Source organism: Sorangium sp. So ce375 (genome assembly GCF_051473855.1).
Classification (GTDB): Bacteria; Myxococcota_A; Polyangia; order Polyangiales; family Polyangiaceae; genus Sorangium.
This window is the reverse complement of sequence record NZ_CP150335.1, coordinates 5,897,036-5,910,098: the sequence shown is the minus strand read 5'-3', so window position 1 is coordinate 5,910,098 and position 13,063 is coordinate 5,897,036. Positions and strand designations below refer to the sequence as shown.

Here is a 13,063-nt window from a genome sequence, read left to right as displayed (position 1 = left end):
GATCCTGCGCGCGTGGCCGCCGCGCTCCACGGGGCGGCGCTCCTTCCTCAAGGATCTTGTTGCGGAGTTCGCTGACGAGGCGTTCGATGATCCTCGTCGGGTGGGGCACATCGGAGATCTTCAGCACGGTACCGAGACCGAAGGCCGCGTATCGCCGGCTCGCGACGGGCGACAGCCTGCCCGGACGGCAGGATCTCTCCGTGGCGCGAACGACGTAGCGTTCCCGGGACATCTCCCACGCCGTCCGGACGTCCCTGGAGCCCGAGGTCACGTCCCTGAGGGCCGACGTGGTGTCCCTGGAGCGATGCGCCGTGTCCCGGAAGCACGTCGCTGTGTCCCGGAAGCGCGGCGCGGCGCACGCCAGGCGCGCGGTGGCGTGTCCCTGGAGGTCGCTCCTGTGTCCCTGGAGGTCGCTCCTGTGTCCCTGGAGGTCGCTCCGGTGTCCCCGGAGGTCGCTCCGGTGTCCCCGGAGGTCGCTCACGCATTCCTGGATGTAGCTCCTGTGTCCCTGGGGCTTAGCGCAGCGCGCCCGGTCAGCGGTCCCGGAGCGCGGGCAGGGGGGTGGACGTCCTCGAACCGAGGCTCCGCGCCGCGATGATCACCCACGTCTACGTCAGCAACTACGGCAGCGTCGGGGCAGGGCTCGAGCTCACGCTCGGGTCGCTCACCGCGCTCGTCGGTCCGCCCGGCTCGGGGAAGGGCCGTCTGCTCGACGCGGTGCGGTTCCTCGCCGAGTGCGCCAACGGGGCGCTCGATCAGGCAGCGGCCAGCCGGCGCGGCGGCGGCGCGCTGGAGGGCGCTCGCGGCGACGGCGCGCTCACCACGCTCGGGGTCGCGGTCTCCAGGACCGAGGGCCACGGGTTCTGGCTCGTGCAGCTCGCGCCCGGAGAGCAGGACGGCGAGGCGCGCGTCAAGAGCGAGACGGCCGCGTGGTGGCAGCGCAGCGCGCTCACGCGGCTCGTCAAGCCGGGCCTGCGCGAGGTCTTCGACGCCGGCAGCGACGCGCCCGAGGTCTCCTTCGACCGGCTGAAGGGCAGCCCGAAGGGGTTTTCGCGCAAGGACAAGGGGCGCAGCGGCACGCTCGCGTACCGCGGGGTCGCCCCGATCGCCGTGAGCGGCACGAGGCTCGTCCTGCCGCTGCTCTCCGATGGACCGCTCACGCCCATGCTCGACGAGCTCCGCCGGGCGGTCCTCTACTCGCTCGCGCCGCGCACGCTGCGCTCGCCCCAGAAGCTCAGCGCTTCCCGGCGCCTCCGGGCGAGCGGCGACAACTGGGGCTCCGTCCTCCGCACGCTGGCGAAGGAGCGCTGGAACGACCAGTTCCTCGCGGGGCTGTCCCAGGTGACCGGCGACGTCGACGGCGCCCGCGCGTCGTCGTCCGGCGGGCTCCTCGTCCCGGAGCTGCGCCACGGCGTCGACGTCGACGGGCGCGAGCGCTGGCGGGCCGCCGCGGACGAGCCGGACGCCACGCTGCGGCTCGCCGCCATGGTCACGGCGCTCTCGCAGGAGCCGCCGCTCGTGCTCGCGGGCTTCGAGCACCCCGACGCGGGCGTCGATCGCGCCTCGCTGCCCGCGCTCCTCGAGTACCTGCGCGGGGCGTCCGCCCAGCGCCAGCTCCTGCTCACGACCGAGAGCCCCGCGCTCCTCGACCTCCTGCCGCCCGACGCCGTCTACTCGGTGGAGCGCCGCGACGGCGCGACCACCGCGTCGCCCGTCGACGAGCCGCGGCGGAGGGCGCTCCGGGAGCGGCTCGGCGCCCCGGAGAGCCAGCGCTCCGCGGCGGCGCGCACCGAGCGCCCGCCGCGCGCCTCCTGAGCCCGCCCGCTCGCCGCTACGACGCGAGCCGCTCCCCCGGCGGCGCGAGCGGCGACGCGTCGTAGCGCGCGAGGAGGTCCTCCGGATCGAGGTAGATCGCCGCGCAGCCGGCCTCGAGGAGCTCCATCTCGGGGAAGCCTCCGCAGAGGAGCCCCACCGAGAGGAGGCCGAGCTTCGCCGCGGCGTCGGCGTCGGACGGCGCGTCGCCGACGAGCACGACCTCGCGAGGATCGACGCTGCCGAGCCGGTCGAGCGCCGCCTCGAGGACGTCGGGGCGCGGCTTCGATCTGTCGGCGTCGTCGGCCGATACCGTCCACGAGACCAGATCGCCCACCCGGGCGAGCTCGACGCTCGCGTCGAGCTCGCCGCGCGGCGTCGGCGAGGCGAGCACGATCCGGCGCCCGTCGCGCGCCACGCGCTGGAACAGCTCGCGCACACACGGGAACGTACGGGCGCTCGGGAGGAGCTCGCGCCCGTAGATCTGGTCGCGCAGCGACGAGATGCCGGCGCCGATCCAGCCGATCTCCTCGGGTGAGAGGAATGTCTGCAGCAGCTGGTCCGCGCCCTTGCCGACCTGGCTGCGCAGCTTCTCCCGCGGGACCTCGCGGCCGAACCGCCGGAAGGCCTGCTGCCAGGCGGCCGCGTGCAGATCGACGGTGTCGAGGATCGTGCCGTCGACACCGAAAATGACGGCGCTGACGCTGACCATGGCGCGACACGTGGCGCAGGGCGGGACGGACCGCCATCGGAGCGCTCCCGACGGCCCGCGCCGGACGTGCGGGCGCGAGCGGCCACGAAGCTCCCATCAGCCCGCGCTCCGCGCACCGGCGGCGCTCGGGCAGCGCAGCAGCGGCGCTCGGCCGGAGTCGCGATAGACTGCCAGGGGAGGCGAGCGGGCAGGGCGATGACGACATGAACGGGCGGCTCTCTGCAATCGCGGTCCTCCTCGGCGGGCTCTTCGGCCCGGTCAGCGCCGCCGCGGACGCGGCCACGCTGGTCGCGGTCGATCTGGACGACGACGACGCCGACGGCGTGCCCGACGGCGAGCAGCCTCGCGTGCCGCCCGCCCCGGAGCTCCTCGCGCTGCGCGCGCCGCGCGGCGCGAGCCAGGCGCCCGCGGCGATCCCCGCCGGACTCCGGCTCCTCGTCGATGGCAGCCCGGTCAAGCCCGGCGCCGCCATCCCCGCGGGCGCCCGCCGCGTCGAGCTCCAGGCGATCCGCGCCGGGCGCAGCGAGATCGCGCTCTTCGGCGAGACGCGGACGATCAGCGCGTTCGAGGTGCGCGCGATCGACGGCGCCGGGCGGCGCATCGACATGGCGCGCTCCCACGCCTCGCTGCAGCGCACGCCCCCGGATCGGCTCGGCGACGATCCGTTCGGGGACCTCGACGATCCCGACGCGATCCGGCTGCTCGTCATCGGCGCGCCGGAGGATCTGCCGCTCACCCTCGACGTCCACGCCGCGGCGCCGTCCGGCGGGGCGATCGATCGCCTGCCCGGCGTGCCGCTCGGCCACGTGCCGTGCCCAGCGGACGTGCCGTCAGGCCTCGTGTGCGGATCGACGCGCCCCCTCCGGGCGGTCGCGGACGACATCGATCGCAACCACCCGATGATCGCCGATCGCTCCGTGAAGGGCGAGGTCGGCGGGGCGCTCGTCGTCGCCCTGCCCGACGGCCCGAAGGTCCAGATGATCCGCGTCGCGGGCCCGCGCGCCTCGCCGCTCGGGCCCCTCGGGCGCACGCGCGCGCGCCTGCGGATCATCATGGTGCGCCCGCGCGCCGGCGGCCCGCCGCCGATGGGCGGGGACGACGCGGGCGCGCTCGCCGTCGCGCGCGCGGAGGTCGAGCGGGCGAACGCGCTCTGGGGCGCGTGCGGCGTGAGCTTCGGCCCGCCGGAGGCGCTCGACGTCACCTTCGTCGATCCGCCGCGCCCGCACCTGCTCGCGATCGGCTGCGATCACGGCCTGCCGGCCAGCGGCGGCGCCATCCGGGTGCGCGTCGACGGCCACGAGGTGACCGCGGCGATCGCGCCCCGCGCGCGCCCCGACGCGGCGGCCCGGGCCGTCGCCGCGGCGATCGGCGCGGCGGGGTTCTCGGTGCGCCTCTCCGACAACCCGGCCATCGGCGCCGGCGCGTACGGGACCACCGACGTGCTCGTGCGGCGCCCGGGCGGCGCGCTCGCGACCATCGAGCCGCCGGCGGCGGGCGCGCTGAGCACCGACGCGACGCTCACGGCGTGCATCGGCGCCGTGGACCTCGACGACGGCCTCCAGCACTTCAGCGATACGGACGCGATCGCCGGCACGGTCGAGGAGCGCGCGCTGCTCAAGGCGTTCGACGACGGCGACCCGGCGACGGTCGACGTCGTGATGGTCCCGAGCTTCGCCGGCGGCGGGCGGATCGGCGAGTCGTTCATCTTCGCCGACGGCGGGGCGATCCGGAACACGATCATCGAGGATCGCGCCGGCCTCCGCGCGGATCGCGCGTCGTTCGCGCTGTCGCACGAGCTCGGCCACGTGCTGCTCGACGAGCCGGGGCACCCGGACGATTTCGGGATCGACACGCCCACCCGGCTGATGGATGCCGACGCGGCCAACGCCTCCGCGTACGGGCCGCGCCGCCTCACCGTCGACGAGTGCGCGCGCGCGATTCGACAGAGCGGCGCGGCGGTGCCGGGCCTGGGCCGACAGAGCGGCGCGGCGTCGCCGCGCGCGGGCGGGCAGAGCGGCGCGGCGGTGCCGGGCCTGGGCCGACAGAGCGGCGCGGCGTCGCCGCGCGCGGGCGGGCAGAGCGGCGCGAAGGCCGCCCAGGCGGGGGCCGTGGCGGAGGTGGAGGGCAGCGAGCCCGGGTTCCGGCCGAGCGGCCCGGTGCCGCTGCTCGCGCCCTGGCCGCTCGCCCCGCTCGGTCGAGAGAGGTGAAAGGCCGCTTCGCGCTGTGGTAGGAGCGGGCCCATGCGGGTCCCCCAGCGGAGCGGTCTCTTCAGCGGCGTCGCAGCCCTCGCGTGCGCCACCGTCCTGCTCGAGATCTCGCTCGCGCGGATCTACGCGGCGCTGTTCGGCGAGGTCCATGCGTTCCTCGCGCTCTCGCTGTCGCTCGTCGGCGCGGGCGTGGGCGGCGCGCTGCTCTACGTCGTCCCGTCGCTCGCCCGCCCGCCCGCGCTCTTCGCCCGCATGGCGACCCTCGCGTCGCTCGCGTCGGGCGCGACGCTCGCGACGGTCATCCTGCTCGCGCACCGCGAGCCCCTGCCTGTCCCGGCGCCGGGGTCGCTCCCGTGGCTCGCGCTGTGCTACGCGGCGTCCACGGTCCCGTTCGCGCTCGGCGGCCTCGCGCTCGCGGCCGCCATCCGGCACGCGGCGCGCGAGATGCCCCGCCTCTACCTGCTCGACCTCGTCGGCGGCGCCCTCGGCGGGCTCGCGGCGGCCGGCGCGCTGCGCGCGGGCGCGCCCCGCGCCGCGCTCGCGGCGGCGATCTTCTTCGCGGTGGCGGGCGTCTTCTTCTACCTCGGGTCCCGCTGCCACGAGGGCGAGCAGCGGGCGTCCGGCGGCCTTGTCGCCACGTTCGTGCTCGGCGCCTTCGTGCTCCTCGCCGGCGACGTCGGCGCCCCGTGGCTCCGGCTCGCCGGCATCCGCCGGGCGTCGCCCGACCGGACCGAGCTCGAGACATGGACAGAGCGCTCGCTGATCACCGTGGACCGCCCGAGGGCCGGCGCGGCGATGATGCGGCTCGGCGGCGCCGCGGCGAGCCCGATCCTGGACGCGAAGACGACGCCCCCGCCCCAGCCCGAGGACATGGCGTACGCGCTGCACAAGGACCGAGGCCCCGCGCTCGTCGTCGGCGTCGGGGGCGGGCGCGACGTGCGCGCGGCGCTGAAGGCCGGGCAGAAGGACGTCTACGCCGTCGAGGGCGACCGCGGCGTCGTCGAGGTGATGCGCGGGCGGTACGCCGCGTTCAGCGGCAACCTGCTCGACAAGCCCGAGGTCCACCTCGCGGTGGGCGACGGGCGGAGCTTCGCCCTCCGCACGCCGCTGCTCTTCAGGAACATCGTGATCCCGTCGACCGACACCGTCGAGGCGTCGACGACCGGCGCGCTCGCGCTCTCGGAGGACCGGCTCTACACGGTCGAGGGCGTCGGGGACTTCCTCTCGCGCCTCCTGCCCGAGGGCACGCTCGTCCTGACCCGCGCGGACGCGGACTTCGATCGGCTGCTCTCCCTCGCGGCCGCGGCGCTGCGCCGCGCGGGCGCGGCCGCGCCCAAGGAGCACCTCTTCGCGTGCAGCGCCGCGCAGAAGACCGCGCTCCTCGCCCGGCGCACGCCGCTCGCGCGCGAGGACGTCGATGCGCTGCGCCGCCACTGCCGCAAGCACAGGTTCTCGGAGATCCTCGCCCCCGATCGCCCCGCGACCCCGGTCCGCAGCGCGCTCGTCGCGGCGGCCGCTCCCTCGACCTCTGCGGCGGCCGCGCTCGTCGCTCAGGGCGCGCCCGACGCGGAGGCCGATCTCACGCCGCCCACCGACGACAGGCCGTTCTTCGCGTACACCGTCCCGGCGCGCCGCCTGCCCGCGGTGCTCGGCGACGTCGGAGCCCTCCGCGCCGGGCAGACGGCCCTCTTCGCGCTCGCGCTGCTGCTCGCCGTCGGCGCGCTCCTCTTCGCGCTCGGCGTGCTGCTCCCGCCGCTCGCCGCGCGCCTCGCGCCGCGCGACGCCGCGGCGCCGTCGACGCCGCGCGACGCCGCGCCGTCGGCGACGCGCACCCGCGCGCTCACCTTCTTCGCCGCGATCGGCGCGGGCTTCGCGCTCATCGAGCTCGCCGTGTTCCGGCACGGGCTCCTGCTGCTCGACCTGCCCGCGCACGAGCTGCCGGCCGTCCTCGTGGTCCTCCTTGTCTCGGCCGGCGTGGGCGGCTTTCTCACCGCCCGGGTGGCCCCGGGCGCCGCGACGGCGGTCTCCGCGAGGGTGGCGGAGGCGCTCGCCGTGACCGCGGCGCTCTCGGCGGCGGGGCTCGTGCCGCTCGCTCGGTGGGGCCTCGGGCTCGCGTCCTTCCCGCGCGCGCTCCTCGCCCTCGTGATCCTCGCGCCGTTCGGCGTGCTCGCGGGCTCGCTCGCGCCGCTCGGGGTGAAGATCGTGGACTCGGTCTCGACGGCGCTGCTGCCCTGGTGCTGGGCGCTCTGCGCCTTCGCGGGCGCGACGGCGATGGCCGTCGGCGCGCTGTGCGCGCTGAACCTCGGCTACAGCGCCCTGCTGCTCGGCGCGGGCCTCGCCTACCTGCTCGCCGCGGCGACCGTGCCCCCCGCCGCGGCCGGGGCGACCGCCGCGGGCGACGAGGAGGGAGCGGCGTCCCGCGAAGGCGCCGCCGCCGGCGAGCCGCCGCCCCGGGACGCCGCGGGGGCGCGGCCCGACGCCCTCGAGGCGGCGCCGATCGCGTGAGCGACCCGCGCCGCCGGCGCGGCCCGCGTCACCGCCGCGCGGCCAGCAGGAGGTGCGCGAGCAGGCCCGCGATGTTGTAGGCGTCGTCACCGCCGCGGTGGTGCGTGCCAGCGAGCGGCAGGCCAGCGCGCTCCAGGGCCTCGGCCATCCCGACCTCGCGCGACAGCGCGTGGGTCACCGCGAACAGGCTCTTCACGTTGAGGTGGCTCGGCCCGAACGGGAACGGCACGCCGCGCGCCTGGCACTGCCGCTCGAACATGCGCCGGTCGTAGTCGCCGTAGCTCGCCCAGAGGCGATCCTGCGCCTTGAGCTCGGTCCGGAGCGTCGCGCACGCCTCCCTGAACGACACGCCGGCGTCGACGTCCGCCTGCGTCAGGGTCGTGAGCGCCGTACAGAACGGGCTCACGCGCGAGCGCTCCGGGCGCACCAGGATCGAGCGGCGCTCGCGCCGCCGGCACGAGGCGACCTCCAGCGGGCACACGCCGATCTCGATGATCTCGTTCTCCTCGCCCCTCGGCGGGTCGCCGTCCCAGCAGGTCGATTCCACGTCGATCACGAGAATGAGATCAAGGCGCTTCGCCATCCGTCGTCGCCCTCGGCATGTAGTGAGGAGTGCGCGGGCAACGTAACGGGAATCGGGACGCAATATCCTTCAGGATTTTCCCGACCGTCCAGAAACGCCTTGGGCGGTTCACTTCGTCCGGGCAAAAACTGAGTAGATACGGGACATAAGCCGGAGGGGCACCCACACACGGTTGGTCGATTCGGCTCCCAATCCGCTTGCTTGGAGGGCCTGGTCCATGGACACTCGTCAGGTAATTTCTGACGAGGTTCTCTACGTGGATCCTGGCTCGCAGCTCCGTTGCTCCTCCGGTTCGGCCAGGGACAGGTCGGCGCTCGCTGAGGCGCTCCCTGACCCTGACCCTGCCGCCGCGGGTCACGATCCCGCCGAGGAGCAACGGGTGCCTCCTCGTTCCGGGATCGTCCGCCACGCAGGACGCGAGCGGGGGGCGCCGAAGGGGCTCCCGGCGGCGCGCGGCGCCGGCGCAGTAGGCGAGGTTACAACGGTGGGGCCGGCGTGTGGGCGTCTGGCCCTCGACCCGCTCGTCGGTCGTACAGAGCACGGACTGCACATCGAGCGGCTCATCGCCGAGGGGGGGATGGGCGCGGTGTACGCGGCCCGCCGCGCCGCGACGGGGGAGCCGGTCGCCCTCAAGGTGCTCCGGCGCGTGCACGCGGGGGACTCCGGGATCGAGGGCCGGTTCGCCCGCGAGGTGCGGCTCGCCCGCCGCATCGACCACCCGAACGTCTGCCCTGTGCTCGGCGAGGGGCGGCTCGAGGACGGGCGGCCGTTCTTCGTCATGCCGCTCTTCGACGGCGTCACCCTGAGCGAGGAGGTCCGGCAGCGCGGCCCCTTGCCGATCGGCCGCGCGCTCGCCCTCGCGGACCAGATCCTCGCCGGCCTCGCGGCGATGCACGCGGCGAAGGTCGTTCACCGGGACCTCCAGCCCGGCAACATCCTGCTCGTCCCCGGGGCGCGGGGCGCCGGGGCGGGGGAGGGCGCGACGACGGTCAAGCTCATCGATCTCGGCTTCGCGCACGAGCCCGGCGTCGACACGGGCGACGGCGTGACGCCGGACAGCCCCGGGTCGCTCGTCGGCACGCTGCTCTTCATGTCGCCGGAGCAGGCGATGCGCAGCCGCGCGATCACCGAGCGGAGCGACCTGTTCGCGACCGCGCTGCTGATCTATTACGCGCTCTCGGGCAAGCTCCCCTTCCGGGGCCGGGGCGATCTCGACGTGCTCGTCGCGATCGTGCGCTCCGCGCCCGTGCCCCTCCGGCGGGAGCGCCGTGATGTCCCGCGCGTGCTCGACGAGGTGCTCTCGCGCGCCCTGTCCAAGCACCCGGACCACCGCTTCGCCAGCGCCTCGGCGATGCGCGACGCGCTCGCCGCCGTGCGGGTGTCGCCGAAGTAGCACCCGCGCGCCCCGCCGCCGGCCCGCTCCTTGCCACGACGGGGCCGCCTGCACCGCACCGCCCGGCACCGCGATCCGGGGCTGTGCACGCGCTGCTCAAGCGCGGGAGTGCGGGACAGTGAGCTTCACGCGAGGGGAACCCCATGGACGCACTCGATCTCTTGGAGCAGCAGCATCTCGAAGTCCGCGCCCTGATCACGCGCATCGCCGCCGAGCCCAGCCCGGGCCTCCGGACGTCGATGGTCGCGCAGCTCTCCCGGATGATCGATGCGCACGTACGCATCGAGGAGACGTACCTCTACCCGGTGTGTGCCGAGCGGATGGCCGGCGACAGGAAGCCGCTCCACGACGCGTACGAGAAGCACGGCCTCGCGCGCTTCGCGGCAGACAACCTGCTGCGGACGCGCGTGACCGATGTGCGGTTCGAGGCGCGCCTCCGGCTCCTGCGGGATATTTTCGCCCACCACGCCGACGAGGAGGAGGACGTCCTGTTCCCCAAGGCGAAGCGGGGCCTGACGGACGAGCAGCTCGATGTGATCGGCAGCGATCTCGAGCGCGCCTACGAGGTGCTGCTGCGCGTCGGCGTGCCCGCGGGCGCCCAGCTCGCGCGCTCGCAGCGCGGCTGGCCCCGGCGCGGCGCCCACTCCGTGCGCGCGCTGCGCCCGGTGTCGCGCCGCCGAGGCGAAGCCCTCCGCGTCCGCGGTTGTTAAAGAGAGCGGCGGTCACCCGCACAGGAGACGGGTCCAGATCGGCGTTTTCGGCGCGCAAGCGCACTCCAGTGCGCTGAGCACCGAAAACGTCGAGATGGGCCCGTATCCGAAGCGGGTGACCGCCGCTCTAGACGGGGACGGGGCCGCCGAAGGCGCCTAGGAAGCGCGCGACCCAGACGGTGACCATCAGCACGGCCAGCACGACGCCGAGCCGCGTGACCCACGCGCCCTGCAGCGCCTCGGTGGCCGCGATGCGGCCGTCCTTTACGTAGATCGCCGCGTTGTACACGAGCGCGGCGATCACGAGCGGCGCCATGACGGGGGAGAGGGGGTGGAGCCGCAGCGCCTCGGCCGCGTGGCCCTGCGCGAGGGCGAGCGTCGCGCGCGTGAGCCCGCAGCCGGGGCAGGGGTGGCGGGTGATGATCGCGAACGGGCAGAGCGGGGCGCCGCACGCGACGAGGAGCCCGAGCAGCGCCGCCGCCGCGCCCAAACGTGCCGCGCGGCCGCGCGGGTGCGCCGCGCTCCATCGGGATAGGGCCGATGGAGCGGGCGAACAGGCTTCAGTCGAGCTGGACGGCGGCACGGCAGACGACCGCGGCGCGGGTCAGGCGGCGTTCGGGTCCCAGACCTCGTTGAGGTCCTTCGCGAGGGCGTAGAGCGGGAGGAAGACGTAGAGCACGATGCCCTCGGCCTGCGGGTTGCGCGAGCCGGCCATCTGCTTCGCCCGGGTCACCTGCTCCGGCACCTTCACCCAGAGGAAGTAGTAGTTGAGGAACGGGATGAAGAGGTACCAGGGCTTGAACTCGGGGTCCTTCGTCGCCTGCTGGAGCTCGTTCAGCATCGCCCACATCTGCCAGATGGCGTAGAGGAAGCACACCATCCCGATCACACACACCGTGACCGGGTTGCGCGTCTCGCCCTTCCCGCCCGGGGCCAGCGACCCGGCGCCGCCGTACACGCCCAGGTTGCTGGCTGCCTGGCCGAACTGGCCGGGAGCCGACATCTGAGCGCCGCCCGGCGACCCGCCGCCGTAAGCGCCAGGATCGCTCACGCCCGGAGGGCTTCCGTAGGCGCCGGCCGGCGAGCCGCCATAGCCGCCGCCCGGAGGGCTTCCGTAGGCGCCGGCCGGCGAGCCGCCGTAGCCACCGCCCGGAGGGCTGCCGTAGGCGCCGCCCGGGGGACCGCCGTAGCCGCCGCCGCCGCTGCCCATCGGGTCCTGGCCCGGAGGCGGACCGTACCCGCTGGCGCCGTGCTGCGGAGGCTGCCCGTACCCGGGAGGGGCACCGCCGGGGGGCTGCCCGTAACCAGGCTGCTGCCCGTAACCAGGCTGCTGCCCGTAGCCAGGCTGCTGCCCGTAACCGGGCGGCTGCCCGTAACCGGGGGGAGCACCGCCGAGGCCGCCCATCGGGTCCTGACCCGGCGGGCCGAAAGGATTCCCGCCCGGGCCGCCCGGCGGGGGCTGCCCGTAGCCGCCGGGCTGCGGAAACGCACCGGGCGGCGCGCCTCCGGCCCCGCCCAGGCCGCCGGGCGGCTGGCCCGGCGCGCTGTACCCGGGCAGCTGGTCGATCGCCATGGTGCCGCCGAGCGGGTTCACGCCCTGCGGCTGCTGGCCGAACGGCGCGTAGCCGCCCGCCGGGCTCGCGGCCGCGCCGCCGAAGGCCGGGCCAGACGGCTGCTGTCCCCCGGGGGACGGCGAGCCGTAGCCCATTCCTGGCGGCGGCGGGGCAGGGGGAGGCCCCGCGGAAGCGCCGAGCCCCGCCGGCGGGACGCCGACCACCGTGCCGGCGAGGCCCTGCGGCGGGCTCGGGATCGCCGCCATGCCCGGCGGCGCTCCGGCCGGAGGCGCCGGAGGCGGAGGCGCCCCCGGCGCGCGCGGGCTCGCCGCACCCGCCCCGGAGGACGGCTGACTCATCAGCATGGTGCCCTTGAACTTCGGCGCGGCCGCGCCCTTCAGGTTGTAGCCGCACTTCGTGCACGTGGACGCCGTTTCCGAGTTTTGCGTCCCACAATTCGGACAGAACACGCACCACCTCCGGCGGGGGGTTCGCTGCTACGGATATCCGCGCCCCTGCGCGTCGTAATGGGCGCCGAGGGTAGTTGAAGCGCGTTCCGGTTCTCAAGTGAAAGACGAAGAACGCCGCGGACTTCTCCGCAGGCTACGCGTTCTTCGTCAGAAAACCCAGGGAGTACCGCGTGGCCACGTGCTCCAGGCGGGGAGGGCGCCCCCCGGGGCGGTCGTGGACGTGGACGTGGTCGCCGGCGCTTCCTGGCGCGTGGCCGCGGGCACGACGATGTCCACGACCACGACGAGCTCGACGTGGACCGCCGTCCGGTTTCTGGGCAGGGCGGGGCTTTGTGTGGTCCGCTTTATGTTTCCCCCCTGGCGCGCCTTGACAGTGACCACCGTCGCTCACTAGCGTGCCCGCGCCTCGGGACGGCTCCGTACGACGGACAACCGAATGCCCGGCCGCCGGTGCGCGGGGCTGTCCGCCTCCGGCAGGCGCCTCCAGTCGGAGGCGCACGAGGTAGCGCCCGGGTCTGCCGGGCGGACCCTCGTTGAAAGGGACCCGCGTTGCGGGGTCCCGACTGCATGTGGAAGCGGGCACGCCGCGAGCGCGGCGCGCCCAGGGAGCCAGCGGACCGTGCCAACAGCCGACATGACCGAACAATTTGCTCTGACCGCCGAGCGGCGAACCGAGTTCGAGAAGATCCTCGCGCGCTACCCGAACCGCCAGGCCGCGTGCATCCCCGTGCTCCACCTCTGCCAGGAACAGGAGGGGTGGGTCTCCGAGCGCGTGCTCCGCTGGGTCGCCGAGCAGCTCGGCCTCTCCGCGGCGCACGTCCAGGGGGTCGCGACCTTCTACACGCTCTTCAACAAAGAGCCCGTGGGCAAGCACCAGGTCTGGGTGTGCCGGACGCTGAGCTGCGCGCTGAACGGCGCGGACGCGGTGCTGCACCACTGCGAGAAGCGGCTCGGGATCCACGCCGGCGAGACCACGAAGGACGGCAAGATCACGCTGCGCACCGCGGAGTGCCTCGCCTCGTGCGGCACCGCCCCGATGATGCAGGTCGATCGCGACTACCACGAGGGGCTCACGCTCGAGAAGGTCGACGCGATCCTCGATCGGTTGACGAGGTGAC

11 protein-coding genes are annotated in these 13,063 nt (G+C 75.0%); 7 read left to right on the top strand and 4 right to left on the bottom strand.

Translation table 11 applies throughout. The features are described from left to right. The first annotated feature begins 86 nt into the window (after nucleotides 1-86). A complete protein-coding gene (locus WME90_RS21800) occupies nucleotides 87-218 on the top strand; it encodes a hypothetical protein (RefSeq protein ID WP_437283098.1) in 132 nt (43 codons plus the stop codon). 343 nt (nucleotides 219-561) lie between these two features. Beyond that, nucleotides 562-1,815, top strand: coding sequence for an AAA family ATPase (locus WME90_RS21795; RefSeq protein ID WP_437283097.1), 1,254 nt, complete (start codon nucleotides 562-564; stop codon nucleotides 1,813-1,815). A gap of 16 nt (nucleotides 1,816-1,831) precedes the next feature. Here WME90_RS21795 and WME90_RS21790 read toward each other — a convergent pair whose 3' ends face one another. Beyond that, nucleotides 1,832-2,524, bottom strand: coding sequence for an HAD family hydrolase (locus WME90_RS21790; protein ID WP_437283096.1), 693 nt, complete (start codon nucleotides 2,522-2,524; stop codon nucleotides 1,832-1,834). Between the two features lie 203 nt (nucleotides 2,525-2,727). On the opposite strand from WME90_RS21790, the gene WME90_RS21785 reads away from it, so the two are divergent. Together WME90_RS21785 and WME90_RS21780 are read left to right on the top strand one after the other, a co-directional pair. Continuing rightward, nucleotides 2,728-4,731, top strand: coding sequence for a hypothetical protein (locus WME90_RS21785; RefSeq protein ID WP_437283095.1), 2,004 nt, complete (start codon nucleotides 2,728-2,730; stop codon nucleotides 4,729-4,731). Between the two features lie 33 nt (nucleotides 4,732-4,764). Then, on the top strand, nucleotides 4,765-7,236 hold the full coding sequence (locus tag WME90_RS21780) for a hypothetical protein (protein WP_437283094.1): 2,472 nt from the start codon (nucleotides 4,765-4,767) through the stop codon (nucleotides 7,234-7,236). Nucleotides 7,237-7,264: 28 nt separating this feature from the next. Here the strand turns inward: WME90_RS21780 and WME90_RS21775 are convergent, their stop codons facing one another. Then, nucleotides 7,265-7,819, bottom strand: a complete 555-nt coding sequence (locus WME90_RS21775) for an exonuclease domain-containing protein (protein ID WP_437283093.1) — start codon at nucleotides 7,817-7,819, stop codon at nucleotides 7,265-7,267. Nucleotides 7,820-8,198: 379 nt separating this feature from the next. On the opposite strand from WME90_RS21775, the gene WME90_RS21770 reads away from it, so the two are divergent. Then, entirely contained in the window at nucleotides 8,199-9,212 is a 1,014-nt protein-coding gene (locus WME90_RS21770) for a serine/threonine-protein kinase (RefSeq protein WP_437283092.1), read from the top strand. 143 nt (nucleotides 9,213-9,355) lie between these two features. Beyond that, complete coding sequence (locus tag WME90_RS21765) at nucleotides 9,356-9,922, top strand: hemerythrin domain-containing protein (protein ID WP_437283091.1); 567 nt, start codon at nucleotides 9,356-9,358, stop codon at nucleotides 9,920-9,922. A 127-nt stretch (nucleotides 9,923-10,049) separates the two neighbouring features. Here WME90_RS21765 and WME90_RS21760 read toward each other — a convergent pair whose 3' ends face one another. Further along, on the bottom strand, nucleotides 10,050-10,412 hold the full coding sequence (locus tag WME90_RS21760) for a DUF2752 domain-containing protein (RefSeq protein WP_437283090.1): 363 nt from the start codon (nucleotides 10,410-10,412) through the stop codon (nucleotides 10,050-10,052). A gap of 114 nt (nucleotides 10,413-10,526) precedes the next feature. Further along, entirely contained in the window at nucleotides 10,527-11,945 is a 1,419-nt protein-coding gene (locus tag WME90_RS21755) for a zinc ribbon domain-containing protein (RefSeq protein ID WP_437283089.1), read from the bottom strand. A 634-nt stretch (nucleotides 11,946-12,579) separates the two neighbouring features. Here WME90_RS21755 and nuoE point away from each other — a divergent pair. Then, a complete protein-coding gene (nuoE, locus tag WME90_RS21750) occupies nucleotides 12,580-13,062 on the top strand; it encodes an NADH-quinone oxidoreductase subunit NuoE (protein WP_437283088.1) in 483 nt (160 codons plus the stop codon). The last annotated feature ends 1 nt before the right edge of the window (nucleotide 13,063 follow it).

Bases quoted from the DNA above. Each gene is read 5' to 3' on its own strand.
- WME90_RS21780 (WP_437283094.1), top strand. From the start codon at position 4,765: ATGCGGGTCCCCCAGCGGAGCGGTCTCTTCAGCGGCGTCGCAGCCCTC.
- WME90_RS21785 (WP_437283095.1), top strand. From the start codon at position 2,728: ATGAACGGGCGGCTCTCTGCAATCGCGGTCCTCCTCGGCGGGCTCTTC.
- WME90_RS21790 (WP_437283096.1), bottom strand. From the start codon at position 2,524: ATGGTCAGCGTCAGCGCCGTCATTTTCGGTGTCGACGGCACGATCCTC.
- nuoE (WP_437283088.1), top strand. From the start codon at position 12,580: ATGACCGAACAATTTGCTCTGACCGCCGAGCGGCGAACCGAGTTCGAG.
- WME90_RS21800 (WP_437283098.1), top strand. From the start codon at position 87: ATGATCCTCGTCGGGTGGGGCACATCGGAGATCTTCAGCACGGTACCG.
- WME90_RS21775 (WP_437283093.1), bottom strand. From the start codon at position 7,819: ATGGCGAAGCGCCTTGATCTCATTCTCGTGATCGACGTGGAATCGACC.
- WME90_RS21765 (WP_437283091.1), top strand. From the start codon at position 9,356: ATGGACGCACTCGATCTCTTGGAGCAGCAGCATCTCGAAGTCCGCGCC.